General features: G+C 76.0%; 21 protein-coding genes. 9 read left to right on the forward strand and 12 right to left on the reverse strand.

Annotation, left to right across the window (positions count from 1 at the left end; all coding sequences use genetic code 11):
• Positions 1–18 precede the first annotated feature (18 nt).
• Together FB558_RS34275 and FB558_RS34280 are read left to right on the forward strand one after the other, a co-directional pair.
• Entirely contained in the window at positions 19–1,560 is a 1,542-nt protein-coding gene (locus FB558_RS34275) for an FAD-dependent oxidoreductase (RefSeq protein ID WP_142060905.1), read from the forward strand.
• A gap of 76 nt (positions 1,561–1,636) precedes the next feature.
• Entirely contained in the window at positions 1,637–3,259 is a 1,623-nt protein-coding gene (locus FB558_RS34280) for a bifunctional 3'-5' exonuclease/DNA polymerase (RefSeq protein ID WP_246106967.1), read from the forward strand.
• Positions 3,260–3,278: 19 nt separating this feature from the next.
• Here the strand turns inward: FB558_RS34280 and FB558_RS34285 are convergent, their stop codons facing one another.
• The 4 genes from FB558_RS34285 to FB558_RS34300 are packed head-to-tail and all read right to left on the reverse strand — an operon-like array spanning position 3,279 to position 5,201.
• Complete coding sequence (locus FB558_RS34285; protein WP_142060909.1) at positions 3,279–3,704, reverse strand: hypothetical protein; 426 nt, start codon at positions 3,702–3,704, stop codon at positions 3,279–3,281.
• Positions 3,704–4,390, reverse strand: coding sequence for a DUF899 domain-containing protein (locus FB558_RS34290; RefSeq protein ID WP_246106968.1), 687 nt, complete (start codon positions 4,388–4,390; stop codon positions 3,704–3,706). The genes FB558_RS34285 and FB558_RS34290 overlap by 1 nt, the downstream gene beginning before the upstream one ends.
• 11 nt (positions 4,391–4,401) lie before the next feature.
• A complete protein-coding gene (locus tag FB558_RS34295; RefSeq protein ID WP_142060911.1) occupies positions 4,402–4,872 on the reverse strand; it encodes an SRPBCC family protein in 471 nt (156 codons plus the stop codon).
• Positions 4,869–5,201 (reverse strand): ArsR/SmtB family transcription factor, encoded by a 333-nt coding sequence (locus FB558_RS34300; RefSeq protein ID WP_142060913.1) that lies wholly within the window; start codon positions 5,199–5,201, stop codon positions 4,869–4,871. Before FB558_RS34300 ends, FB558_RS34295 begins: the two co-directional genes overlap by 4 nt.
• A 102-nt stretch (positions 5,202–5,303) precedes the next feature.
• On the opposite strand from FB558_RS34300, the gene FB558_RS44140 reads away from it, so the two are divergent.
• On the forward strand, positions 5,304–6,062 hold the full coding sequence (locus FB558_RS44140) for a metalloregulator ArsR/SmtB family transcription factor (protein ID WP_142060915.1): 759 nt from the start codon (positions 5,304–5,306) through the stop codon (positions 6,060–6,062).
• Here the strand turns inward: FB558_RS44140 and FB558_RS34310 are convergent.
• Together FB558_RS34310 and FB558_RS34315 are read right to left on the reverse strand one after the other, a co-directional pair.
• A complete protein-coding gene (locus tag FB558_RS34310; protein ID WP_142060917.1) occupies positions 6,059–6,964 on the reverse strand; it encodes an SGNH/GDSL hydrolase family protein in 906 nt (301 codons plus the stop codon). The two genes, FB558_RS44140 and FB558_RS34310, sit on opposite strands and share 4 nt — an antisense overlap.
• 63 nt (positions 6,965–7,027) lie before the next feature.
• The gene (locus tag FB558_RS34315) at positions 7,028–9,340 is read right to left on the reverse strand and encodes an aminoglycoside phosphotransferase family protein (protein ID WP_142060918.1); all 2,313 of its coding nucleotides are present in this window, start codon (positions 9,338–9,340) and stop codon (positions 7,028–7,030) included.
• A gap of 209 nt (positions 9,341–9,549) precedes the next feature.
• Here FB558_RS34315 and FB558_RS34320 point away from each other — a divergent pair, with 209 nt between their 5' ends.
• Positions 9,550–11,013 carry a bifunctional 3-(3-hydroxy-phenyl)propionate/3-hydroxycinnamic acid hydroxylase gene (locus FB558_RS34320; RefSeq protein WP_425468135.1) on the forward strand — a complete coding sequence of 488 codons (1,464 nt, stop codon included), beginning with the start codon at positions 9,550–9,552 and terminating at the stop codon, positions 11,011–11,013.
• Between the two features lie 8 nt (positions 11,014–11,021).
• Here the strand turns inward: FB558_RS34320 and FB558_RS34325 are convergent, their stop codons facing one another.
• Both FB558_RS34325 and FB558_RS34330 read right to left on the reverse strand, forming a co-directional pair.
• Positions 11,022–12,059, reverse strand: coding sequence for a type III polyketide synthase (locus tag FB558_RS34325; RefSeq protein ID WP_142061881.1), 1,038 nt, complete (start codon positions 12,057–12,059; stop codon positions 11,022–11,024).
• A gap of 49 nt (positions 12,060–12,108) precedes the next feature.
• A complete protein-coding gene (locus FB558_RS34330; protein WP_246106969.1) occupies positions 12,109–12,801 on the reverse strand; it encodes a methyltransferase domain-containing protein in 693 nt (230 codons plus the stop codon).
• A 26-nt stretch (positions 12,802–12,827) separates the two neighbouring features.
• Between FB558_RS34330 and FB558_RS34335 the strand changes: the two genes are divergently transcribed.
• Positions 12,828–13,649 carry a UbiA family prenyltransferase gene (locus FB558_RS34335; RefSeq protein ID WP_342787627.1) on the forward strand — a complete coding sequence of 274 codons (822 nt, stop codon included), beginning with the start codon at positions 12,828–12,830 and terminating at the stop codon, positions 13,647–13,649.
• 100 nt (positions 13,650–13,749) lie between these two features.
• On the opposite strand, the gene FB558_RS34340 is transcribed toward FB558_RS34335, so the two are convergent.
• On the reverse strand, positions 13,750–14,904 hold the full coding sequence (locus tag FB558_RS34340) for an NAD(P)/FAD-dependent oxidoreductase (RefSeq protein ID WP_211367044.1): 1,155 nt from the start codon (positions 14,902–14,904) through the stop codon (positions 13,750–13,752).
• Between the two features lies 1 nt (position 14,905).
• Here FB558_RS34340 and FB558_RS34345 point away from each other — a divergent pair, with 1 nt between their 5' ends.
• Positions 14,906–16,015, forward strand: a complete 1,110-nt coding sequence (locus FB558_RS34345) for an NAD-dependent epimerase/dehydratase family protein (RefSeq protein WP_246106970.1) — start codon at positions 14,906–14,908, stop codon at positions 16,013–16,015.
• 33 nt (positions 16,016–16,048) lie between these two features.
• Positions 16,049–16,504, forward strand: a complete 456-nt coding sequence (locus tag FB558_RS34350) for a pyridoxamine 5'-phosphate oxidase family protein (protein ID WP_142060922.1) — start codon at positions 16,049–16,051, stop codon at positions 16,502–16,504.
• Positions 16,505–16,510: 6 nt separating this feature from the next.
• Here the strand turns inward: FB558_RS34350 and FB558_RS34355 are convergent, their stop codons facing one another.
• Positions 16,511–17,794: an ABC transporter substrate-binding protein gene (locus FB558_RS34355; RefSeq protein ID WP_142060924.1), complete on the reverse strand. Its 1,284-nt coding sequence runs from the start codon at positions 17,792–17,794 to the stop codon at positions 16,511–16,513.
• A 323-nt stretch (positions 17,795–18,117) separates the two neighbouring features.
• Between FB558_RS34355 and FB558_RS34360 the strand changes: the two genes are divergently transcribed.
• Complete coding sequence (locus FB558_RS34360; protein ID WP_142060926.1) at positions 18,118–20,781, forward strand: nitrate- and nitrite sensing domain-containing protein; 2,664 nt, start codon at positions 18,118–18,120, stop codon at positions 20,779–20,781.
• 77 nt (positions 20,782–20,858) lie between these two features.
• On the opposite strand, the gene FB558_RS34365 is transcribed toward FB558_RS34360, so the two are convergent.
• On the reverse strand, positions 20,859–21,869 hold the full coding sequence (locus tag FB558_RS34365; RefSeq protein WP_142060928.1) for an acyl-CoA dehydrogenase family protein: 1,011 nt from the start codon (positions 21,867–21,869) through the stop codon (positions 20,859–20,861).
• The gene (locus FB558_RS34370; RefSeq protein ID WP_246106971.1) at positions 21,869–23,038 is read right to left on the reverse strand and encodes an acyl-CoA dehydrogenase family protein; all 1,170 of its coding nucleotides are present in this window, start codon (positions 23,036–23,038) and stop codon (positions 21,869–21,871) included. The genes FB558_RS34365 and FB558_RS34370 overlap by 1 nt, the downstream gene beginning before the upstream one ends.
• 118 nt (positions 23,039–23,156) lie before the next feature.
• On the opposite strand from FB558_RS34370, the gene FB558_RS34375 reads away from it, so the two are divergent.
• On the forward strand, positions 23,157–24,653 hold the full coding sequence (locus FB558_RS34375) for an NAD-dependent succinate-semialdehyde dehydrogenase (protein WP_142060932.1): 1,497 nt from the start codon (positions 23,157–23,159) through the stop codon (positions 24,651–24,653).
• The last annotated feature ends 119 nt before the right edge of the window (positions 24,654–24,772 follow it).

A 24,772-nucleotide genomic window follows, 5' to 3' on the forward strand; every position in this document is an offset into this window, starting at 1 on the left:
CCGGCATAGGGTCGCGGGGTGACTCGCCGACCGGCCGACCGCGCGGCCCCGATGCGGATGCGCCCGCGGGTGGTCGTGGCCGCCGACCCCGCGCTGCCCCGCCACGCACCGGAGGGCACCGATGCGGTGGTGGTCGGCGGCGGCATCGCCGGGGTCTGCGCGGCGGTCGTGCTGGCCGAGCGGGGCGTCGCGGTCACGCTGCTGGAGGCCGCGCCCACGCTGGGCGGGCGCCTCGGCGCCTGGCCGCACACCCTGCCCGACGGCACCGGGCAGGTCGTCGAGCACGGCTTCCACGCCTTCTTCCGGCACTACCACACCTGGCGGTCGGTGCTGCGGCGCATCGACCCGGAGCTGGGCTTCCTGCGCCCCGTCGGCGGCTACCCGGTGATCTCGCGGGAGTGGCCTGCCGAGGACCTCACCGGCCTGCCCACCGCCCCGCCGCTGAACCTGCTCGCGCTGTTCGCCCGCAGCCCCAGCCTCGGGCTGCGCGACCTGCTCGGCTCCCGCCAGTCGCTCGCCGCCGAGCTGCTGGCCTACGACCGCGCCCGCACCACCGCGCTGTTCGACCACGTGCCCGCGGCGCGCTTCCTGGCCGATCTGGGCATGTCCGACCGGGCCCAGGCCATGCTGTTCGAGGCGTTCGCGCGCTCGTTCTTCGCCGAGCCCGGCGCGTTGTCGGCGGGTGAGCTGATCGCGATGTTCCACTACTACTTCCTGGGCAACGCGGCGGGCATCGGGTTCGACGCCCCCGACACCGACCACCTCACGGCGATCTGGAGCCCGCTCGCCAGTTACCTGGACGGGCACGGGGCGCAGGTCCGCACGGCCACCCCGGCCCGCGCGGTCGCCCCCGCCGACGGGCACCGCTGGCGCGTCGAGCTGGACGGCGGCGCGCTCACCACCCGCCACCTCGTGCTCGCCACCGACCCCGGCGCCCTGCGCTCCCTGCTCGCGGCCTCACCCGAGGTCGCGGCGGTGGCGCCGCGGCTGGCCGCGAAGGCCGCCGACCTCACCGTCGCCCCGCCGTTCGCGGTCACCCGGCTCTGGCTCGACCGCGACGTCGCGCCCGGGCGCGCCACGTTCAGCGCGGTCAGCCGCGAGCCCACCCTCGACTCGGTCACCGTGTACTCACGGCTGGAGCGGCCCTCCGCGGAATGGGCGGCCCGTGCCGGCGGCTCGGTCGTCGAGCTGCATTCCTACGCCTGCGACGCACCGGACGCCGCCACGGCCACCGCCCGGATGCGCGCCGAGCTGGCGGTGCTCTGGCCCGAGACCGCCGACGCCGGCGTGCGACACCTGCAGGAGCGGATGGAGGCCACGGCGCCCGCGTTCCCGCCGGGCGGCGCCGCCACCCGGCTCACCGTCACCGGCGAGGGCCGCGGGGTGCGCGTGGCGGGCGACCACGTCGACACCCCGTTCCTCACCGGGCTGATGGAGCGCGCCGCGGTCTCCGGCGTGCTCGCCGCCAACGACGTCCTGGCCGAGGTCGGGGCGGGCCCGGAGCCGATCGTGGCCGGCCCGCAACGCGGCCTGCTCGCCGGCCTCCTGCCCCGCCGGTGACCCGCTCCACGTCGCACACCGTCTCCCCGCGTCGCACACGGCCGGCGGTGTGCGACGTCCGTGCACGGTGTGCGAGGTGAGGGTCGCGGTCGACCCGGGGGCGCGCGACGCGCCGCCGCGGGTCCGGCGCCTGCACGACGACGGGACGCCGGACGGGCCGGTCGAGGTGCTGGCGGACCTCGGCGGCGTCGCCGCCATCGAGGCGGCATCGGCACCACGCTGGGTGCTCGCCCGCCCGCGCAGCTACCGGCGCCTGCTCGCTGCGGGCGTGGAGCTGGGCCGGGCCCACGACGTCGAGCTGGTCGAGGGCCTGCTCGTGGCCGCGGACGGGCACTTCGGGCAGCCGCACGGCCTCGCCGCCGCCGTCGCCCGGCTCCAGGGCCGCGTCCCCGATCCGGACCCGCCGCTCGCCGACGCCGGGCCGCCCGCGCTGTTCGACGCCGGCCCCGCGGCCGACGAGCTGGCCGACGTCGTGGCCGTGCACGCCGCGCAGCAGCGGGCGCTGTCCACGGCCGGGCCCGGGATGCGGCTGCTCGCCGCCGCGGAGTCCGCAGGCGCGCTCGTCGCCGAGGAGATGACGGCGACCGGGTTGCCGTGGCGCGCCGACGTGCACGACCGGCTGCTCGTCGAGCTGCTCGGGCCACGGCCGCTGCCCGGCGGCAGGCCGGCGAAGCTCGCGGCGCTCGCCGCTGCCGTCGACGCCGCGTTCGGGCGGCCCGTCAACCCCGACTCCCCCGCCGAGGTGCTGCGCGCCTTCGCCCGCGCCGGTCACGAGCTGCAGACCACCCGGTCCTGGGAGATCAAGCGCATCGACCACCCGGCCGTGGCCCCGCTGCTGGCCTACAAGGAGCTCGCCCGGCTGCACAGCGCCCACGGGTGGGCGTGGCTGCGCAGCTGGGTGCACGAGGGCCGGTTCCGCCCGGAGTACGTGGTGGGCGGGGTCGTCTCGGGGCGGTGGGCCACCCGCGGCGGTGGCGCGCTGCAGATCCCCAAGGCCGTGCGCGCGGCCGTCCGGGCCGACCCCGGCTGGCGGCTCGTGGTGGCGGACGCCGCGCAGCTGGAGCCGCGGGTGCTCGCCGCGCTGTCACGCGACCACGCCCTCGCCCCCGGCGAGGAGGACCTCTACACCGCGCTCGCCGCGCGGGAGTTCGGCGGCGACCGCGCGAAGGCCAAGCTCGCGCTGCTGTCGGCGATGTACGGGCAGACCTCCGGCGGTGCCGGGGTCCTGCTGGCCACCCTGCGCCGCCGGTTCCCGGCCGCGATGGCCTACGTGGAGGACGCGGCCCGCGCGGGCGAGGAGGGCAGGCTCGTCCGGTCGCACCTCGGCCGCACCTGCCCACCCGCGCGGCCGGGCCACGAGCAGCCGGCCGCGGCCCGGGCCCGGGGCCGCTTCACCCGCAACTTCGTCGTGCAGGCCACCGCCGCCGAGTGGGCGCTCGTGCTGCTCGCCGAGCTGCGCGGCCTGCTGCGCAGCAGCGGCAGCCCGGCCCGCCTGGTGTTCTTCCAGCACGACGAGGTGCTGCTGCACACCCCCGCCGAGGCTGCAGAGGACACCGCGGCCGCGGTCCGGGCCGCCGCGACCACGGCCGGGCGACGCCTGTTCGGAGACAGCCCGGTGCGCTTCCCGATGCAGGTCCGCGTGGTGGACGGCTACGACGATCCCCCTCCGCCGACGAACGGCACTCTCGTCGGTACCTAACCGACGAAAGTGCCGTTCGTCAGCGCGTGCGGCGGAAGCTCATGTCCATCCAGTGCTCCCACGTCGTGCCGCCGTCGGTGCTGCGCTCCCAGACCGCGGCCATCGACCGGCCGTGCGGGTCGACGACGAGCCGCGCGCGCTCGGTCGGGCCGGTGAAGAGCCACGCACCCCCGGCGTCCCGGCTCGCCCGCATCAGCGCGGTGCCGCCGTGCCCGTCGAACGAGCGCATGAGCACCGCCCCGTCGCCGCCGGGCTCCCCGATCACCTCGTGGACCTCGACCTGCGCCTCCCCCATCCGCACCTCGACCGTGTGCAGCACGAACCGGCGGCCCGGGCCCCACGCGTAGACGTCGGCGCCCGCGATCTCGACGGCGGGCTCGCCCGGGCGCTCCACGGTCCGGCCCGCGGACGACCAGCTGCCGATCAGCGGCTCCCAGGCGTGCATCAGTACTCGTCGTGCAGGCGCCACCACTGGTACGGCGCGCCCTGCGGACGTCCGGCGGGGGTGTCCTCCCAGGTCTCCTGCCGGCCCAACGGCGTGCGGTCGAGGAAGGACCACACGCTGCCCAGCGCCTCCACCCCGCGCCCCGTCGTGAAGTAGGTGCGGAAGACCCGGTCGCCGTCGCGCAGGAAGACGCTCAGGCCGAAGCCCTCACCCGTGCCGCAGTCGGCGGCGAAGTCGTTGCCGGCGCTGGAGAGGAACGGGACCTGCCAGCCCATGCGCTCGCGCAGCGCGGCCAGGTCGCGGTAGGCCGAGCGCGAGACCACGGCCATCGAGGTGTCGCGGGCGTGCAGGTGCGCGAGCTCGCTGATCTGGTCGGTGAACATGCAGCAGCCCTCGCACCACGGCGGCCCGGGCATGAACTGGTAGACGATCAGCTGGCGGCGGCCCTCGAACAGCTCCAGGAGGGTGCGCGGCCCGTCGGCGCCCTCGAACGAGTAGGTGCCGAACTCGACCATCGGCATCCGCCTGCGCCGGGCGGCCAGCGCGTCGCCCGCCCGGGTGTGCTCCTTCTCCGCCGCCCGCAGCTCGGCCGCGGCGACGGACCACTCCTCGGGTGTGACGACCGGCGGCAGCGCGGCCGCCGGGAGCGTGGACATCGGCGCTGCGCTCATGGGTGACGTGCTCATGGGTGACGTGCTCATCGGTTCCGCCCTCCGGGATCGGTGACGTGCTCGGTGAGCCGGTCGAAGGCGCTCGACCAGCCCTCGTGGACTCCGCGCCGGGTCTCCTCGGTGGTGAACCCGGCCTGGTGGAAGGTCATGGCGGTGCGACCGTCCCCGAGGTCGGCCAGCTCGACGGTGACCACCGACTCGGAGTCGCCGCCGGGCTCGCGCCAGGTGAGGACGAGGCGCTCGGGCTCGCGCACCTCGAGGTAGAAGCCGCCGGTGGGGAACTCCTGTCCGGTCTCGTCGACCACCATCGTGGCGCGCCAGGTGCCGCCGGGCCGGACGTCCATCGCGATGGATGCGCGCGGGGTGGAGCAGCCGCGCGGGCCGAACCAGCGGGTGAGGTGTTCCGGGTCGGTCCAGGCCCGGAACACGAGCTCCCGTGGCGCGTCGAGCTCGCGGACGATCGTGAACTGCCGCGTCGCCCCCTGCGACCCGTTCACGACCGCTCCCCGTCCTGCAGCGCCCGCAGGTGCTCGTCCAGGCGGTCGAAGCCGCCCTCCCAGAACCGCCGGTAGGTCTGCACCCACCCGGCGACGTCGGCCAGCGGCGCCGCCTCCAGCCGGCAGGGGCGCCACTGCGCGCTGCGCCCGCGGCTGATCAGCCCGGCGCGTTCCAGCACCTTCAGGTGCTTGGAGACGGCCGGGAGGCTCATCGCGAACGGCGTGGCGAGCTCGGTGACCGTGGCCTCGCCGCCGGTCAGCCGAGCGAGGATCGCGCGGCGCGTGGGGTCGGCCAGCGCCCCGAACACGAGGCTCAGCTGATCACTCATGCCGTATCAAACCTTCCGGTTAATTAACCTACGAGTTCAGCATAGGCAGGATGTCAAGCGAATGCTCAACCGAAAGGTTGAGGTTCCGCTATCCTCAACCTTGTGGTTGAGCAACTGGACGCGGTCTTCCACGCGATGGCCGACCCGACGCGGCGCGCGATGGTCCGCAGCCTCGCCGGTGGCGCACGCACCGTCAGCGAGCTCGCCGCACCGCACCCGATCTCGCTGGCCGCGGCGTCGAAGCACGTCAAGGTGCTGGAGCGGGCCGGACTGGTGCGACGGACCGTCCACGGCAGGCGCCACGTCTGCCGCCTCGACGCGCGTCCCCTCGCCACCGCCGAGCGGCACCTGCGCTTCTACGAGCAGTTCGCCGACCGTGCGCCTCGACGCCCTCGACGCCTTCGTCACCCGACCCGAGGAGACCCCGTGTGCACCGTCCCGCACAGCGTCACCGTCGTCCGCACGATCGCCGCGTCCGCCGAACGCCTCTACGCCGCGTGGACCGAGCCCGCGCAGATGCGCTGCTGGTTCGCCACCGTCGTCGACGCCGACGTGCGCGTCGGCGGGCGCTACCGCATCGAGCTGCACGAGGACGACGGCAGCGTCAACGGGTTCACCGGCGAGTACCTGGAGCTGGAGCCACCCGTGCGGCTGGCCTTCACCCTGACCCACCACTCGCAGACACCCGAGGACGGCATCAGCGACGAGAAGGTCGTGGTGACCCTCCGCGAGATCGACCCCGCCCGCACCGAGGTGACGGTGGTCAACAGCTGGGTCGGGCCCGAGTTCGAGCCGTCCTACTACGACGATCTGCGGGGCGGCTGGGAGGAGTGGGTGGCCCGGCTGGAGAAGCTGTTCTAGCCGGCGAGCACCGCCGTGTCGGTGACCGACTCCGCGACGACCGCGCCGATCCCGGCCATGCCCAGCGCGTTGGGGTGCACCGGCGCGGCGGGGGCCGTGGGCACCAGGCCCTCGATCCACTTCGTGCCGGGCAGCTGGCACACGTCGTGCCCGATCGACGGCGTGTAGGTGTCGACGAAGTCGACGCCCGCACCGGACGCCTCGTCGCTCAGCATCGCGTTGAGCGCCTTCTCCACGCCGCGCAGGTAGGCGACGTCGCCGGGGCTGAACGGCACGACCGGGTAGCAGCCGGGGCCCTCGTCGGGCAGGATCGCCGGGTAGCCGACGAGCAGCACCCGGGCGTCCGGCGAGCGCTCGGTAATGGCGTCCAGCACCGCCGCGACCTGGGGGGCCGCCTCGTCGATCCGCTGCGCGAGCTCGTCGGTGCCACCGGAGGTGTAGAAGTCCGCGCACGCGCTGCCCGTGGGCTGCAGCGGCGAGCGCCGGGCGCACTCGCTGATGATGTCGCCGAAGCCGATGTCGTTGCCGCCGATCGACACGGTGACCAGCTCCGTGTCCGGCCCGAGCGCGTCCAGCTGGGGCGGGTTGACGCCCAGCGGCACGTTCTGCGGCCCCGTGATGTGCTCGGTGGTGGCGGCGCTGCAGCTGACGTCGCGGAAGTCGGGGATGTCGAGGGTCTCGGCGACCACGGAGGGGTAGTTGCTCGTGGAGCGCAGGCACCCGACCGGCTCACCGGTCTGGATCGGGATGAGCGGACCCGCCGCGTAGGAGTCACCGAGCGCGACGTAGCTGCGGGGCCCCTGATCTGGTTCCGCGGCCACGGCCGGGGTGGCCGAACCTGCGGTGACGACGGCGGCGAGCAGGACCGGGGCGGCCCAGCGGGCCCGGGAGCGGCGGCGCACACCGGCACAACGACGCCCGGCGCCGCGCGATACTCACGAGTACGCGCACCGGACGGGTGAAGATCAGCGGACCGGAGCCTGGACGTGTGGGTGGGCGTCGGCGGGCGGGGCGGGCCGGGGCACCGCGGGTTCGCGGGCACCCAGCAGCCCCGGCGCCCGCTCGACCACGCTGCGCAGGTTGCGCCGCACCCACACCGGGTTGGCCCCGTACTGCGGCGATTTCGTCAGCGACTGCGAGACGTGCACCAGCCACGCGAGCAGGCACAGCAGGCCCGGCTCCAGCAGCGCGCCGCCGAGCAGGCGCTGCGAGCGGGCGACGAGGTCGTGGGCCGGCGGCGGGGACGCGCTCATCCACCGGACGACGAGGTCGCCCAGCTCCTCCCCGTCGGCGAGGACGCTGGAGAGCATCAGGAACGTGACGACGTCGAGGGCGGGCAGCGCCCGCGGGTGGGCGTTGCACCAGTCGACGACGGCGACCGCGCGCCCCTCCGGGTCGGTGAGGACGTTCCCCGGTGTGTAGTCGCCGTGGTACCAGCCGGCCGCCACGCGGCGCCCGCGCAACCCGTCGGCCAGCTCCCGCTCGAGTGCGCGGGCGGGCTCGTGCAGCGGTCGCGGCAGGCGGTCGAGGACCACGGCCATCGGCTCGTGGACCCAGCGGCGCAGGTCGTCGTCGTCGACGGTGACCACGCTCGACGTGCAGCGGTGCAGCTCGCTGATCGTGCTGATCGCGCTCGAGGTGAACCGGCGCCTGCGGACGGGGTCGCGCAGGGCGTCGGCGCCGGGCTCTCCGGGGAGCCGCGACTCGACGACGTAGGCGCTGCCGTCCACCTCGCCGGTGGCGAGCACGCGCGGCACCAGCACCGACCAGTGGCTGATGCGCGGGTCGGTGTGCAGGCGGGACAGCACCTCGTTCTGCCAGTGCAGCTCGGCCTGCCCGCGCGCGGTGTCGACGGCCTTGAGCAGCGCGCCCGGCCCCTGCTCGGGGCCGACGCCGACGACCACGGAGGTCGAGCCGCCCGCCAGCCGCTCGCGCAGCGCCCAGTCCTGCGCGTCGGCGATGCCGCTGTCGACGAACGGGGCGGCGCCGATGCGGCGCAGCAGCACCGCGCTGCGGGCGGCGTCGATGCGGGTGGCCAGCAACGGGGGCAGCCACGGCGCGGTGGCCACCAGGATGCCGGTGGCGACGCTCGCCTGGGCCACCAGCCAGGCGAGGCCGACGGCGGTGATCCCCAGCCGGGGCAGGAACAGCCAGGACAGCACGACCACGAGCAGAGCGACCGCTGCGGGCACCCCGACCAGCACGCCCGGGCGACCGCGCCACCGGGCGGTCCGCACCGTGCTCGCGGTGATGACGTTCGGGATGGCCGACAGCGCCGCCAACGCCAGCGCGAGCCCGCCGGTCTCCGCGTAGTGCCCGCCGAAGGCCGTGAGCACGAACGGCGCGGCCACCGCGACGAGCACGGCGGTCGGCACCACCACGCGCAGCGAGCGCCGGACCGTCGCCCGCCGCGCCTCCTCGAACCCCGCGGGGCCGGTCGCGCGGACCGAGCGCCCGACCCCCGCCGTGATCCGGTACAGCGTCCACGCGACGGCCCACACGACGGCGTAGGCGGCGGCCTGCTCGGCGCCGAGGTGGGCCAGCACGATCACGGGGAGGCCGAACACGGCCACGAGCCAGCAGACGGTCCCGGCGTGCTCGGCCCGCCCGTGCCGGACCAGGGCGCCCACCGTGATCGGGACGGCGCGGGCCGCGGTCCGCCTGCCGAAGCGCGGCAGCTCGCGCAGCAACAGCCACCCGCTGACCACGACGACGGCACCGCCGACCGCCGCGACCGCGGCCGCGGCGATCCCCCCGGGTACGCCGAGGTGCGCCACGACGCCGAGGAGCGCGCCTGCGACGACGGCGACGAGCACGTCCTGCACGGGTACCGCCCGCGGCCGCCCGGTGCCCGCGAGCACGCGGTCCTGCATCAGGTAGAGCGCCCACAGCGGTGTGGCCACCACGAAGTAGGCCAGCAGGGGGCCGTGTCCCGCCGCGGCGGCCAGCTCCTCGGCCTCCCACAGCGGCGCCGCGAGCGCGAAGGCCGCGCCGGCCACGGCGGCGAGCGCGACCGTGGCGGCGTACCCGGCGAGGACGAGGCGCCGCGCGGAGGTGCCTGCCACCGGCAGGAGGTGCTGGAGGGCGCGGGGCAGGTTGAGGTGGGCGGCGCCGGCGAGCAGCATCGTGGCGCTGAGCGCCACGGCGTTCACGCCCACGGTCCCCGGGTCGAACAGCCGGGTGACCGCGACGCAGACGAGCAACCCCAACCCGGAGGAGATCACCGAGCCGAGTACCGGGGCGTGCCCGCCGGGGGGAGCGGCGGCGGAGCGCGTCATGGCGCCGGACTGTAGCAAGCAACTGTCACCCACCTGCCGGTGAACTCTCGGGGAACGATTCGGAAGATCCACCTCTACCCGCGCAGCAAGGGCCGTTCCACCTCTACCCGAACGGACTAGCACTAGTCCGGAAGAGTGGCCTGGGGGTCGGTTTCGCGGCGCGCGGGCAGGGTGGATGGGTGACGGTGAACGGGGAACCGGTCGTACCCGTGCTGGTCGTGGGGGCGGGCCCCACCGGCAGCACGGCCGCGCTGCTGCTCGCCGGGCTCGGGGTGGCGTGCACGGTCGTCGACCGCGACCCGACGCCCTTCCCGACGCCACGAGCGGTGCACCTCGACGACGAGGCCGTCCGCGTCCTGCAGCAGGTGGGGCTCGCCGACGCGTTCGCGCGCATCAGCCGGCCGGCCGGCGGGCTGCGGCTGCTGGACGCGCGGCTGCGCCCGTTCGCACAGTTCTCCCGCGACGGGCCCGGCATGCACGGCCACCCGCGGTCCAGCCTGTTCGACCAGCCCGAGCTGGACGCGCTGCTGCGCGCCGAGCTCGAACGCCACCCCCTGGTGACGGTGCGCAGCGGACGCGAGCTCATCGGGATCGAGGACGGCAGCCCGGTGACTGCCGCCCTGCGCGGACCGCGGGGCACCGAACGCCTGCGGGCGCGGGTGGTGCTGGGCTGCGACGGGGCGCACAGCACGGTCCGGGCCGCCATCGGCGCTCGCCTGCGGGACCTGCGGTTCGACGAGAGCTGGTTCGTCGTCGACGTCCGCTGCCGCGCCGGGATCCCGACGTGGGGCGGCGTCGACCAGGTCTGCGACCCCCGCCGGGCCGCGACCTTCCTGCCGCTGCCCGACGACCGCTACCGCTGGGAGTTCCGGATGCACCCGGGCGAGTCGGCCGAGCTGCTGGCCCGGCCGGAACAGCTGGCCCGGCTGACCGCCGCGTGGGGCGTCCCGGTGACCGAGCTGGAGGTCCTGCGGGCCGCCGCGTACACGTTCCGGGCGCGCATCGCCGACCGCTGGCGGGCCGGTCCCGTGCTGCTGCTCGGCGACGCCGCGCACCTGATGCCCCCGTTCATCGGTCAGGGCCTGGGTGCGGGCCTGCGCGACGCCCACAACCTCGCCTGGAAGCTCGCCTGGAAGCTCGCTGCCGCGCCGCAGAGCTCCCACGGCGGGATTCTGGACACCTACCAGCGCGAGCGCGCGCCGCACGTCGAGGCGGTGATCCGGGGCGCCGTCCGCGTGGGCCGCGCGTTGACCGGCGGCCCGCACACCACGGCCGCGCTGCGCCGCCCGCTGGCGGGGCTGCTGCTGCGCGTGCCCGCGGTGCGCGAGCGGGCGCAGCGCGGTATCGCCACCCGTTACCCCGCCGGACCGCTCGTGGACCGGCGTCGCCACCGCGCCGACCTCCCCGGCACCCCGTGCCCGCAACCGACCGTCCGCGCCGGGGGCCGGCCCACCCCGCTCGACGACGTGCTCGGCGCCGGCTACGCCCTGCTGACCTGCGGCGAGCCCGACCCCGCGCTGGCCGCCCGCGCCCGACGGCTCGGCGCCCGCATCGTGCAGTTGGGCACCGACGTCACCGACGACGGCGCGCTGCGGGCGTGGCTGGCCGCGGGCCGGGCCACGACGGTCCTCGTCCGTCCCGACCGGATCGTGGAGGCGAGCAGCCCGGCCTGACCCGCCCCTCAGCAGGCCCGCAGCAGCGCCGCGTAGAGGGTCAGCCCCGGCCCGAAGGCCATCGCGACGGCGGAACGCCCGGGGCGGGGCCGCCCGGAGGCGCGCAACTCGTCGAGGACCAGCAGCACGGTGCTCGACGAGCAGTTGCCGCGCTCGGCGAGCACCCGCAGCGACGCGTCCAGCGCGCGGTCGGGCAGGCGCAGCTGCTCGGCCACCGTGCTCAGGATCCGCGGGCCGCCCGGATGCACGGCCCAGCCGTCCACGTCGGCGATGCTCAGCCCGTGCCGCCCGAGCAGCCCGGTGACCATGCCCCGGACGTGGCGGGCCAGCACCGCAGGCACCTCCGGCGACAGACCCATCCGGAAGCCGAGGTCGGTGACGTCCCACGTCATGTGGTCGGCGGTGCCGGGGTCGGTCAGGGCGGCGACGTCGACGACCTCGAGCCCCCCGGCCTGCGGCCGGCCCGGCACGACCACGACGGCGGCGGCCGCGTCGCCGAACAGGGCGTGGGAGACGACCTGGCCGCGGTCGGGGGCCGGTGGCTGCACGTGCAGCGACGTCAGCTCCAGGCACAGCGCCACCGCGGGCCGGCCCCGCGCCGTGACGTGGTCGGCGACGGCGCCCAGCCCGGGGATCGCGGCGTAGCAGCCCATGTGCCCGATCACGAGGCGCTGCACGTCGGCGGCCATGCCGAGGTCGGCGGCCACGTGGATGTCCAGGCCGGGGGTGGCGTAGCCGGTGCACGAGACGACGGCCAGCAGCCCGACCTCGTCGGGACGCAGCCCGGCGGTGTCCAGGGCGGCCGCCACCGCCTCCTTCCCCAGCGGGCGGGCCTCGGCGGCGTAGCGGCGCATCCGGTCCCCGGTCGACCACCCGCCCACGTCCTCGAGCAGGGGGTTCACCGCCGCGTGCCTGCGCTGCACGCCCGCGCCCCGGAAGATGCGCTCCGCGGCCCGGTCGCCGCGGAAGTGCGCGGCGAAGAAGCCCTCCCACAACCGCCCTTGCTCGACGGGCCCGCCGGGCACCGCCGTACCGATCGCCGCCACGTACGCCGAGGGGTGCTGCACCCTCCCGGCTCCCCCACCCGCGGCGGCGTCAACCACGGCGGCCCACCCCCTGGAAGAGCACCGCGGTGGTGGGCACGGGCACCATCGCGACGGACTCGCCGCGGCGGGCGAGCCAGCGCACGAGCCCGGGCACCGACGGGCGGATGCCCCGCAGCCGCAGCGCCACGCCGTGGCGGGCGCACTCGCGCACCAGTTCCTCCCGGTCGACGAACAGCGCGGGGTCGTGGATGCCCGGGGGCGCGCCACCGGGCACGCGTTCGGCCAGCGTCACCGCGACGAACCGGCCCAGCGCCGTCGCCGCGATGGTGTCGATCACGAGGAGGCCGCCGGGGCGCAGCAGCCGGCACGCCTCGCCGACGACGGCGGGCAGGTCCGGCACGTGCTCGAGGATCTCGCCCGCCGCGACCACGTCGGCGCAGCCGTCCGCGAGCGGCACGGCCGAGACGTCCCCGCGCACCGCGACGACGCCGTGCCGAGCGGCCTGGGCGAGCGCCGAGGCCGTGAGGTCCACGCCGATGTGGCGGTACCCGCGCACGTGCGGGGCGAGCAGCCCGGCCCCGCAGCCCAGGTCGACCAGCACCGCGCCCTCGCGGGCGGGCGGCGGCACCAGCGCCCCGCGGGCGGCGGCCAGCCAGTGCAGCATCGCGAACGGCCCGCGGGGGTGCCACCACTGCCCGGCCAGGTCGTCGTACTGCGCCGGGTCGTTGCGGGCGCGGGCCACCGTGCCAGGCTGCCAGACTGGGCGGCGTGCTGCGCGCCGTCGCGACCCCGCTCGCGCTGCTGCGGGCCTGCCACCCGGAGCCCACGGTCGCGGTCACCGCGATGGTCACGGCGCTCGCGGTGATCGCCGGCCGGGACGTGCGCGGCGTGCTGCTCGTCGCGGGCGCGGTCCTCGCCGGGCAGCTGTCGATCGGCTGGCTCAACGACGCGCTCGACGCCGGGCGCGACACGGCGGTCGCGCGCAGCGACAAGCCGGTGGTCACCGGCGCCGTATCGGTGCGGACCGTCGGTGTCGCCGCCGTCGTCGCCGCGGTGGTGTGCGTGCCGTTGTCGCTGGCGTCCGGCGCGCTCGCGGGCGTCGTGCACCTGGTGGCGGTGGGCGCCGGGTGGGCCTATGACCTCGGGCTGAAGGCCACGCGGTGGTCCGTGCTGCCCTACGTCGTGTGCTTCGGGCTGTTGCCGGTGTTCGTCCTGCTCGGCCTGCCCGGAGCACCCGTGCCGTGGTGGCTGCCGACGGCGGGGGCGCTGCTCGGCGCGGGCGCCCACTTCGCGAACGTGCTGCCCGACCTGGACGACGACGCCGCCACCGGCGTGCGCGGCCTGCCGCACCGGCTCGGCGCCGCGGGCAGCCGGGCCGCGGCCGGGCTGCTGCTGCTCGCCGCCACCGTGGTGCTCGCGGTCGCCGCGCCGCTGCCGGCCGCGCTCGCCTGGTCGGTGCCCGTGCTCGCGGCGCTGGTGCTCGCGGCCGGGTTCCGCGCCGGGCGCCGGCCGGGCTCGCGCGCCCCGTTCCGCGCCGTGCTGATGACCGCGGCCCTCGCCGTCCTGCTGCTGCTCGTCGCCTCGTCCTGACCCATGCTCCCCGCGGATCGGGTCGAGTTCCGAGCGGTGAGATGAACACCGGTGACATGAACACCATGGCGATCCCCGGGCCGGCGGCTCGCCACCACGTTCATCCCACCCGCACCGCACCCCGCGTCCGGGACAGGGTGGCGTAGCTCAGCGCGACCCGGGCGAGGGCGTGGGCCGGCGCGGTGCCGCAGCCAAGGCCGAGGTCGACCGCGGCGTCGAACACGGACTGGTGGCGCGACGCCGCCGTCACCGCGGCGTCCAGGAAGCGGGGGTGGCGCAGCAGCCGGGCCAGCAGGCCGGCGTGCGCGTGGTGGCGGCGGAACGCCCGGTGCATGGCGGCCCGGTGCGCCGCGCCCGCCGCCGGGCCGAGCAGCGCGGCGCGCCCGGCCAGCGCTCCGGACGCGAGCGCGTCGAAGATCCCCTCGCCGGTGAGCGGATTGACCAGCGCCGCCGCGTCACCGGCCAGGAGCACCCGGCCGTCGGGCTGGTGGCGCGGGCCGGTCGACAGCGGCAGGTGGTGGCCCCGCACCGTCGCCGGGTCCGGTTCCTGGCCGGGCAGCAGCGCGCGCAGCGCCGCCAGTAGCTCGGTGCGCGACCCGCCGCCGCGCCGGTCGAACACCCCGTACCCGACGTTGGCGCCCCCGCCCGGCAGTGGGAACGACCACGCGTAGGCCGGGTACGGACCGCGCGCGAACTCGATCACGAGCGCGTCCGGGTCCGGGGTCGCCGGGGTGTACCCCCGCACGGCGACCGCGACGGTCGACGGCGGCGGGTCGGGGGCGCCGAGCAGCCGCCGGACGACGGAGTTGGCGCCGTCGGCGCCGATCACCACGCGGGCCGCGGCGAAGTCGTCGACGAGGACGCGGTCCGCCCCGGCCTCGAGCCGCCGCACGCGGTGGCGGCGCAGGCGGGCGCCCCGCGCGACGGCCGCGCCGACCAGCTCGGCGTCGAACACCGCCCGCGGCACGACCCGGTTGGGCCGGGCGCAGGCCCGGTCGACCACCCGCCCGCCCGGGCTGCGCAGCCGCAGTCGCGGCACCGGCGGGCCCAGCCCGGACACCCCGTGCACGCCGAGCCCGTCGAGGAGGTCGAGCGCGTGGGCGGCGATCCCGTCCCCGCAGGTCTTGTCGCGGGGGAAGGCCGCGGCGTCGAACAGGAGCACCCGGGCGTCCGGGCGCAGCTGCAGCACGCGCAGCGCGGCGGCGCTCCCGGCCGGGCCCGCCCCCACGACGGCGACGTCGACGACATCGTCCACGGTGCGGTTCTACCCCTCCCGGTTTGCCGGCGCGCCCCGCGGGCACCTGCCGGATGTGCGGATCGTCATCACCGGCGCCAGCGGCAACGTGGGCACGGCACTGCTGCGGCGGCTCACCGGGCACGAGATCGTGGGGATCTGCCGCCGCCCCCCGTCGGCGGGCCCGCCCTACGCCGGCGTGCGCTGGGTGGCGCTCGACCTCGCCGACGCGGGACCGGACGTGCTGGAACCGGTCCTGGCCGGCGCCGACGCGGTCGTCCACCTCGCCTGGGGCTTCCAGCCCTCCCACGACATCGGCTACCTGGGCCGCCTCGACGTCGACGGGACCCGTTCGGTGGTGCGGGCCGCGCAGGCCGCGGGGGTGCCGCACCTGGTGCACATGTCCTCGCTGGGCGCCTACTCCGCCGGCCCGAAGGAACCGGTGGACGAGTCGTGGCCGACCGAGGGCATCGAGTCCTCGCCCTACAGCAGGCACAAGGCCGCCGCGGAGCGGATCCTCGACGAGCACGAGCGCAGCCACCCCGGCGGCACCGCCGTGGCCCGGATGCGGCCGGGCCTGATGGTGCAGCGCGGGATCGGCAGCGCGCTGCTGCGCTACGCGGTGCCCCCGTACGTCCCCGCGGCGCTGCTGCGGCACGTGCCGCTGCTGCCGCTCGACCGCGGGCTGGTCGTGCCGCTGATGCACACCGCCGACGCCGCCGACGCGGTCGCCCGGGTCCTCCAGCAGCGGGCGACGGGCCCGTTCAACCTCGCCGCGGACCCACCGATCACCCGCGACGTGATCGCAGGCGTGCTCGGCGCCCGCGCGGTGCACCTGCCGGCGCGGGCCCTGCGCGGAGCCGCCGCGGCGGCGTGGCGGCTGCGGCTGCAACCGCTGGACCCGGGCTGGCTCGACCTCGCCTTCGCCGTGCCGCTGCTCGACAGCACGCGCGCCCGGCGCGAGCTGGGCTGGGAGCCGCGGGTGCGGGCCGACGAGGCGCTGCGGGAGGTGCTGGCAGGCATGGCCGACCGCGCCGCCACCGCGAGCCCCGCCCTGCGCCGCCGCTCCGCGCGCGCCGAGCTGGCCGCCGCGGCCCGCGGCCACCCGATCGACACCCGCCGCCTGCCCTGAGCTGAGCGCGCGGTCGCGGTAGCGTCGGCGTCCGTGCAGGAGCAGCGGCGGGGCCGGCGGATCGCGATGACGGCGGAAGAGGTCGATGCGTTCCTCGCCGAGGAGCGCACCTGCCGGGTCGCCACGGTCGGTCCGGATGGACCGCACGCCACCCCGCTGTGGTTCGCCTGGCACGGCGGGGCGCTGTGGCTCACCTCGGTGGTGCGCAGCCGGCGCTGGGCGGACCTGCGGCGCGATCCGCGCGTCGCGGTCGTCGTCGACGCCGGGCAGGCCTACGACGAGCTGCGCGGCGTCGAGCTGCGCGGGCGGGTCGAGGTCGTCGGCGAGGTGCCGCGCACCGGGGACCCGGTGCCGGAACTGGAGGGCCCCGAACAGCTGTTCGCGGACCGCTACACCGGCGGCGCCGTGCACCACGACGGCCGGCACGCGTGGTTGCGGCTGGTGCCGGAGAAGATCACGAGCTGGGACTTCCGCAAGCTGCCCGGCTGACGCCGGTCAGGCCGGCGGCAGCGGCTCCACCGCGCCGGCCACCGGGATCTCGGGGTGCCCGGTGTTGCTGACCACCACCAGCTCCACCCCGGCCGGGCCGGCGCGCCACTGCCCGCCGACCAGCGGCGTCGTGGCGACGTTCGGCACGGGGCCCGCCGTGAAGTCCAGCGGACCGACCACGGTGTCGAGCCGCAGCCGTCCGATCGCGTCGGCGATGCCCCTGCGGTCCTCGACCGCGCCGACCGCGGACAGCGCCGCGGCCGCGACCTCGAACAGCGCGTGCGCGGGGCCGAGGGGCTGCGACCACCGCCGCCCGGTCGCCGCCGTGTAGGCCTCGGCGAGCGCCGCGGCGCTCTGGCCGGTGAGCGACGAGGTGAACGGGTGGGCGGGTGACCACCAGACCTCGGTGGCGAGGTTCGCCCCGAGCGGTCCGAGCGCCTCCACGTCCGCCGGGGAGACGAGCGCCTTGCCCAGCGTCGCGATCCGGGGCCGGTAGCCCTGGTCCGCGGCCTGGCGCCAGAACGCGGCGAAGTCCGCCGGGGCGGGCACGCCGAACAGGACGTCGGCGTCCGCGGCGCGCAACGCGGCGATCAGCGTGGAGAACTCCTGCGTGCCCGCGGCGTGGTTGCCGGGGTCGACGACGGAGTAGCCGCGCGCGGCCAGGCCCGCCAGGACACCGGTGTCGGGGTTGGCCCACGCGAGCCCGTCCGGGTCGTCGGGCCACAACGCCCCGGCGGTGCGGTTGGTCGCCACCTGGTCCCACATGGCGGCGTAAACGGCCTCGACGTCGTCGAGCCCCCAGGAGAACAGGTAGCTCCACGCGAGGCCGCTCCGCCCGGACGACCAGGGCTGCCACGCGGTCGCGGTGGCCACGCACGGCACCCCGGCCGCCTCGCACTGGTCGCTCACCGGGTCCGTCGTGTCCGGGGTGGACGAGACCAGCACGAGGTGCACTCGGTCGTTGAGGATCAGGTCGGCGGCGACGTCGGCCGCGCGATCCGGATCGGACTGGCTGTCGCGCTTGAGGACCTCGACGCCGTGTGCCCGGCCACCGATCTGCAGCGGGTGGCGCGCGACGTGCTCCTCGAACGCGGCGGCGACGTACTGGTCGGTCTCCCCGAACGCGGCCAGCGCACCGGTCTCGGGGCTGACGAAGCCGATCCGGACGGTGCCGGTCGCACCCGGTGCCGCGGCGGCACCCCGCGGTGCCGGAGCGCAGGCGCCCGCCGCCGCGACGGCGCCGGTGGCGGCCACCGTCCTCAGGAAGCGACGGCGATCCAGCCGACGCATGCTGCCTCCCTGGGCGCCGTGGAGACCGCGCCCGCTGGGCGGCCGTGCGTGAGTGATCGTCTGCGGAGCGCAGCATCATCGGCACGCAGAGCAGTGTCAACACGGGAGTCCCTCGGCGGGGGACCTCCACGTGCACGTACAGTGACGCAGCGCAGCTATCCAGCCCCGTTCGGCGCAACTGTGTAACAGATCTCTCACCTGAGCAGCCAGACCTGGCTACACTGCGACAACTGCTGATCGCGACCACTCGTCGGGCCGTGAGCAGCGGCGACCGAACCGCGGCGTCCGCGCCGCGCGCTCCCCCCAGGCGTGGAGATGTCGACGTGACCAGGGACACCCGCACGCCGCCACGTGGCCGGTTCGCGTGGCGGTCGCCGCAGCACTGGAGCCTGCGGGTCAAGTTCTCCGTGGTGCTGCTCGTCCCGCTGCTGCTCGCCGTCACCCTCGGTGTCCTCCGCATCGCCGACCAGACGGCCGAGGCCGACGAGCGGGACCGCGTGGCGCGCTTCGTCGGCGTCCAGGGAGTGGTGTCCTCCCTCATCGTCGACGTGGAGCGGGAGCGCTACCGCGCCGCGGAGTTCGTGGCGAACGGCCGCGTCGACGACCGCGCGCTGCGGCGCGTCATCGAGTCGGTGGACCACCGCGCGGCGCAGAGCCAGGACGCCGTGGCCGGCCTGCACATCGACGACGTCGCCGGGCTCGACCTGGTGCGCAGGCAGGCCGCGCAGGCCCTCGAGCGCCTGCCCGGGCTGCGGGAGGTCGTCACCGGCTCCACCGCGCCGGCCACCACCGTGATCTCGCGGTACTCCCAGCTGCTCGAGCAGCTGGTGCAGCTGGACAGGGCGCTGCTGCGCAACGTCAACACCGCCGAGGTGCTCGGTCTCGCCAATAGCCTCGCGGGCATCGACGCCGCCCGCAACGAGGCCACCCTCCAGCAGGCCCAGCTGGCCATCGCGGTGCGGGGGCGGCTCTCCGCCCCGCTGGCCGCCGACCTGCAGTACAGCGGGGCGCGCCTGAGCAGCGGCCTCGCCGAGTTCCGCGTCGCGCTCGACGCCGCGCAGCGCGTCCGCTACGGCGGGCTCATCGCCGGGTCGGCCAACGCGCAGCGCGCCACGCTCGTGGAGTCGGTGCTCGCCGCCGGGGGCGCCGGCGAAGGGGTCGACGTCGTCCGCGTCGCCGATGTCTACAGCCGGTTCCTCGGCGAGCTCGACGCGGCGGGCGAGGGCGTGCGGGCCGAGCTGCGCATCACGGCCGCCGAGCGCAGGCAGAGCGCCATCGCCGAGGCCTGGATCAACGTCACGGCGCTGATCGTCGCGCTCCTGCTGGCCGCCGCCATCGTCGGGTTCGTCGCCCGGGCGATGCTCGCCGCGCTGCGCACCCTGCGCCGCAGCGCCATCCTCGTGGCCCAGGAACGGCTGCCCGAGGCGGTGCAGCGGATGCGCCAGGGGTCGGTGCCCAACGTCGACGTCAACCCGGTGCCGGTCGTCACGCGCGAGGAGGTCGGCCAGGTCGCACGCGCCTTCGACGCCGTGCACGCGCAGGCGGTCCGGCTGGCGGCCGAGCAGGCCACGCTGCAGAACAACGTCAACGCCATGTACGTCAACCTCTCCCGGCGCAGCCAGTCACTGGTGGACCGCCAGCTCCTGCTCATCGAGCAGCTCGAGGCGGGCGAGGTGGACCCCGAGCAGCTCTCCGACCTGTTCCGCCTCGACCACCTCGCCACCCGGATGCGGCGCAACTGCGAGAACCTGCTGGTGCTGGCCGGCACCGAGGTCGAGCGGGACGCGAGCGACCCCATGCCGGTGCTGGACGTGCTCCGCGCTGCGGTCTCGGAGATCGAGCAGTACGCGCGCGTCACCGTCCAGACCTCCCCGGACGCCGTGTTCGTCGGGGAGGCGGCCAACGACATCCAGCACCTGCTCGCCGAGCTGCTCGACAACGCCACCAAGTTCTCCCCGCCCGACACGCAGGTGGTGATGAGCTGCAGCCAGGCCCGGGACGACTCCATCCTGGTGGAGATCTTCGACAGCGGGCCGGGGATGTCCGCGGGCGAGCTCGCCACGCTGAACGCCCGGCTGCGCAACCCGAGCGAGGCCACCGCCACCGTCGCGGCGTCCCAGCAGATGGGCCTGTTCGTGGTCGGGAAGCTCGCCAACCGGCACGGAGTCTGGGTCGGGCTGTTCACCGACTCGATGGGCCCCTCCCGCGGGGCGTCGGCGGAGGGGCGCGCCCACGGCGTCACCGCGCGCGTCACCGTGCCGGCCGACCTGGTCGGCGAGCGCGAGGGCGAGCCCGACCAGGTGCTGTGGTCGCGGTTCGAGGCGGCGCCCCCGCTGCCCGCGCGCATCGTGATCCCGGACGGGACCGACGGCGGCCGGCGCGCGCCTGCCGGGGCGTGGTCCGCGCCGCTGGCGGAACAGGATTCGGTCGGGGCCGAGACGCTGCGCCTGCCCGTCGTGCCGGCGCAGGGGGCGCCGGTACCGGTGCCGGTGCCCGCCGCTCCCCGGGAGCTGGACGGCGCGGCGCTGTTCGAGCCGCTCGTGCCCCCGTCGTCGCTGCCCGATCCGGAGGAGCCCCGCCCGCGCGACCCGTTCGCAGGCGCCTCCTTCGACGACGCCGACGCCACACCGATCTTCGCCGAGGTCACGTCCGGGTGGTTCCACGTCACCTCGGTGCCTGCGGAGACGGCCACCGAGGTGATCCCGGTCGCGGTCGGTGCGCGCGGCCCGGACCCGGCGTCGTTCGCCACCGCCGCCGACAGCCTCTGGCAGGCGGCGCGCGCGGCGACGAACCGCACCGAGGACGGCGTCACGAAGGCGGGCCTGCCCAAGCGCGTGCCGCGCAACCGGCTGCTCCCGGGCAACGCGGGCCCGGCGGGCCCGACGCCGAGCGGCCCCGCCCGCGACGCGGACGCGATCCGCGGCCGGCTCACGACGTTCCAGCGCGGGATCCACGAGGGCCGGGTGAACCGGGCCGGCGGCGAGTAGGCCTCAGCTGACGAACGGCACTCTCGTCGGCTAGGTACCGACGAGAGTGCCGTTCGTCGTGATCATCCCGATTTCGGTCAGGGGCTCCCGGTGACCAGCGGCCAGAGCCCCGCGGGTCCCGCGGCCAGCGCCGCGGCGCCGACCTCGGCGTTCCACTCGGCGTCGGAGCCGTCCTCGTCGCGCCATGCCCACAGGCGGGTGGTCCACAACCGCAGGTCGTGCTCGCGGGTGAAGCCGATGGCGCCGTGCACCTGGTGGGCGATCCGCGCGACGGTGCCCGCGGCCTCCCCCGTCCGGGCCTTCGCTGCGGCCACCGCGAACCGCGTGGACGCCGCGGCCATGCCGTCCGCGGTGGCTGCACCCGCCGCGGCCGACGCGGCCGCCGATGCCGCCGCGACCTCCGCCCCCGCCTCGGCCAGTTGCTGCTGCACGGCCTGGAAACGCCCGATCGGCCGGCCGAACTGCACCCGCTCCCCCGCGTACCGGACGGTCGCGGCGAGCGCGCCCGAGGCCGCGCCAGCGAGCAGCTGGGCGCGTCCCAACGCGGCGCGCACGCGCAGCTCTCCCGCCGCGCCGTCCGGCGCCGGTGCCACCGCCACCGCCTCCCCGTCGACCGCCACCGCATCGCGCGGCTCCTCGGCGAGGTTGGCCCCGTCGGTGATCGTCAGCGTCCCCGGCGCGAGCAGCACGACCCGGGTGGGTGTGAGCACCGCCAGTGCCGCGGCGGCCCGGGTCCACGGCACGCGGGCCAGCTGCCCCCGCACGCGCCCGCCGTCCACCTCGAGGTCGCCCGCCACCGCGGTGAGCGCCCCGGCCGGCACGTCGACGCCCGCGGCGTGCAGCAACCAGCCGGCGAGCAGGTCCGTCTCGACCAGGGGCACGCGCGCCGCGTGCCGCCCGGCCGCGGCGAGCACCACGGCCGCGTCGGCGAAGGTGCCCTCGCTGCCGCCGGCACCGGCGGGCAGGGTCAGCCGGGCGAGCCCCGTCTCCTCCAGCGTGCTCCAGAGCGGCGCGTCGAACCCCGTGTCGGACGAGGCGGCGTCCCCGAAGATCGACTCGGCCAGCTCCTGCAGCTCGGTGTCGGCCATCAGCGCAGCCCCATCCCGCGCGCGACGATGCCGCGCAGCACCTCGTTGGTCCCGCCGCGCAGGGTGAACCCGGGGGCGTGCAGCACGGCGTCGGCCAGCAGGCGGGCGTAGCCGCTCTCGGCGCCCGGGTCGGGCGGGGTCGCGACCAGCAGCCGGGCCACGTCTATCACCTCGTTCTCGTATCGCGTGCCCAGGTCCTTGACGACGGCGGCGGCCAGCTCAGGGGCCTGCCCCGACTCGAGCGAACCGGCCACCGCCAGCGACATCCGCCGCAGCGTCCACAGCCGGGCGACGAGCCCGCCGACCTCGCGTTCGGCCCCGCTCGTGCCGGCGAGCTCCCCGATCAGCGCCACCAGCAGCGGGAACGTCGACAGGAACCGTTCGGGGCCGCTGCGCTCGAACGCGAGCTCGCTGGTGACCTGGCCCCAGCCGGCGCCGATCTCGCCGAGGACCATGTCGTCGGGGACGAAGACGCGGTCGAACACCACCTCGTTGAAGTGGTGCGCCCCGGTGAGCAGCGGGATCGGGCGGATCTGCACGCCCGGGGAGTCCAGCAGCACGATGAACTGCGAGAGCCCGGCGTGGCGGTTCTGCTCGTCGCGGGGTGCGGAGCGGGCGAGCGCGAAGAACGCGTGGGCGTGGTGCGCGCCCGACGTCCACACCTTCGTGCCGGTGAGCTCCCACCCGCCGTCCACCCGTTCGGCCCGGGTGCGCACGCCCGCGAGGTCGGAGCCGGCGTCGGGCTCGCTCATCCCGATCCCGAAGTAGACCTCACCGGCCGCGATGCCCGGCAGGAACCTCCGCCGCTGCGCCTCGGTGCCGAACCGCATGAGCGTGGGGCCGATCTGGCGGTCGGCGATCCAGTGCGCGGCCACCGGCGCACCGGCCGCGAGCAGCTCCTCGGTGACGACGTAGCGGTCCAGCGGCGACGCGCCGTGCCCGCCGTACTCCTGCGGGATGGTCATGCCGAGCCAGCCGCGGCGACCCAGCTCGCGGGTGAAGCGCTCGTCCCAGCCCGACAGCCACACGTCCGCGCGGGGCACCCAGCGCTGCGCGGCCCGCTCCTCGTCGAGGAACGCCCGCACCTCCTCCCGCAACGCCGCCGCCCGCGGCGGGAGCTCGGTCGGTGGTGGGACGAGTTCGGGCAGCCGGTGCAGCGTTGCGGTCACGGGGACATCCTGCGCCATGACGTCCGCGCCCACCGAGTGGTGGAGAGCACTTTCATACCCGCCCGACGGCGTGGACCGGGGTGTACGTCGAGCGACGTGCGATGGCAGCATCGCGGCCATGACGAACTCCGCCGCCACCAGCAGCGCGACCGCCGACGAGGCCAGGGTGGTCGACGCGGTGCCCACCGGCCTGTTCATCGGCGGGTCCTGGCGCCCCGCCGCGTCGGGCCGCACCCTCACCGTCGACGACCCCGCCACGGGGAAGGCGCTCTGCGAGGTGGCCGACGCAGGCCCCGAGGACGGCATGGACGCGCTCGCCGCTGCGGTCGCCGCGCAGCAGTCCTTCGCCGCGGTGGCGCCCCGGGAGCGGGGCGAGATCCTCCGCCGCGCCTACGAGGTCATCATGGAGCGCATCGACGACCTGTCGCTGCTCATGACCCTGGAGATGGGCAAGCCGCTCGCCGAGAGCCGGGGCGAGGTCGCCTACGCGGCGGAGTTCTTCCGCTGGTTCGCCGAGGAGGCCGTGCGGATCGACGGCGGCTACGCCGTGGCCCCGAACGGCGCGAGCCGGTTCCTCGTGCAGAAGCAGCCGGTCGGCGTGTCACTGCTGATCACGCCGTGGAACTTCCCGATGGCGATGGGCACCCGCAAGATCGGCCCCGCGATCGCGGCCGGCTGCGCCATGGTGCTGAAGCCCGCCGCCCAGACCCCGCTGTCGATGCACGCGCTCGCCGCGATCCTGGCCGAGGCCGGGCTGCCCGACGGGGTGCTGAACATCGTCACCACCTCCGACGCAGGCGGCGTCATGGAGCCCCTGATCCGCGACGGGCGCGCCCGCAAGCTGTCCTTCACCGGCTCCACCGCGGTCGGCAAGCTCCTGCTGGAGCAGGCCTCGGAGAAGGTGCTGAAGACGTCGATGGAGCTGGGCGGCAACGCGCCGTTCCTCGTGTTCGACGACGCCGACCTGGACAAGGCCGTCGAGGGCGCGATGCTCGCGAAGATGCGCAACATGGGCGAGGCCTGCACGGCCGCCAACCGGTTCCTCGTGCAGCGCGGCGTCGCCGAGGAGTTCGCGCGCCGCCTCACCGAGAAGATGGGGGCGCTCACCGTCGGCCGCGGCACCGACGACGGCGTCCAGGTCGGCCCGCTCGTCGACGCGAAGGGCCGCGACAAGGTCGTGGAGCTCGTGCGGGACGCTGTCGGCCGCGGCGCCCGCGTCCACGTCGGCGGCGAGCCGGGCGAGGGCCCGGGGTACTTCTACCGGCCCACGGTGCTGTCCGAGGTGCCGCTGGAGGCCCGCCTCACCTCCGAGGAGATCTTCGGCCCGGTGGCGGCGATCAGCGTCTTCGACCACGAGGACGACGCCGTCGCCGCGGCCAACGACACCGAGTACGGCCTGGTCAGCTACCTGTACACGGAGAACCTCACGCGCGCCCTGCGCGTGTCGGAGCGGCTGGAGGCCGGGATGATCGGGCTGAACACCGGCCTGGTCTCCAACCCGGCGGCCCCGTTCGGCGGCATCAAGCAGTCCGGCCTCGGCCGCGAGGGTGGCAGCGTCGGGATCGACGAGTTCCTGGAGACGAAGTACGTCGCGATCGGCTTCGCCGGCCAGTGAACCGCCCGGCCCCGCCCGTGCGCCGGGCGGGGCCACGGCCCGCGGTCTTCGCCATGATCGGCAAGTCGGCGCGAGAACGGGCGTTTTCCGCCCGGGAATGCGCCGACTCGCTGATCATG

Origin of the sequence: Pseudonocardia kunmingensis (assembly GCF_006716445.1) — a bacterium.
In the GTDB taxonomy this organism is placed as follows: Bacteria; Actinomycetota; Actinomycetes; order Mycobacteriales; family Pseudonocardiaceae; genus Pseudonocardia; species Pseudonocardia kunmingensis.

Coding starts and splice junctions, on each gene's coding strand:
- FB558_RS34315 (WP_142060918.1), bottom strand. CDS start 9,340: ATGACGCGCTCCGCCGCCGCTCCCCCCGGCGGGCACGCCCCGGTACTC.
- FB558_RS34375 (WP_142060932.1), top strand. CDS start 23,157: ATGACGAACTCCGCCGCCACCAGCAGCGCGACCGCCGACGAGGCCAGG.
- FB558_RS34365 (WP_142060928.1), bottom strand. CDS start 21,869: ATGGCCGACACCGAGCTGCAGGAGCTGGCCGAGTCGATCTTCGGGGAC.
- FB558_RS34285 (WP_142060909.1), bottom strand. CDS start 3,704: ATGCACGCCTGGGAGCCGCTGATCGGCAGCTGGTCGTCCGCGGGCCGG.
- FB558_RS34300 (WP_142060913.1), bottom strand. CDS start 5,201: ATGAGTGATCAGCTGAGCCTCGTGTTCGGGGCGCTGGCCGACCCCACG.
- FB558_RS34290 (WP_246106968.1), bottom strand. CDS start 4,390: ATGAGCACGTCACCCATGAGCGCAGCGCCGATGTCCACGCTCCCGGCG.
- FB558_RS34355 (WP_142060924.1), bottom strand. CDS start 17,794: ATGCGTCGGCTGGATCGCCGTCGCTTCCTGAGGACGGTGGCCGCCACC.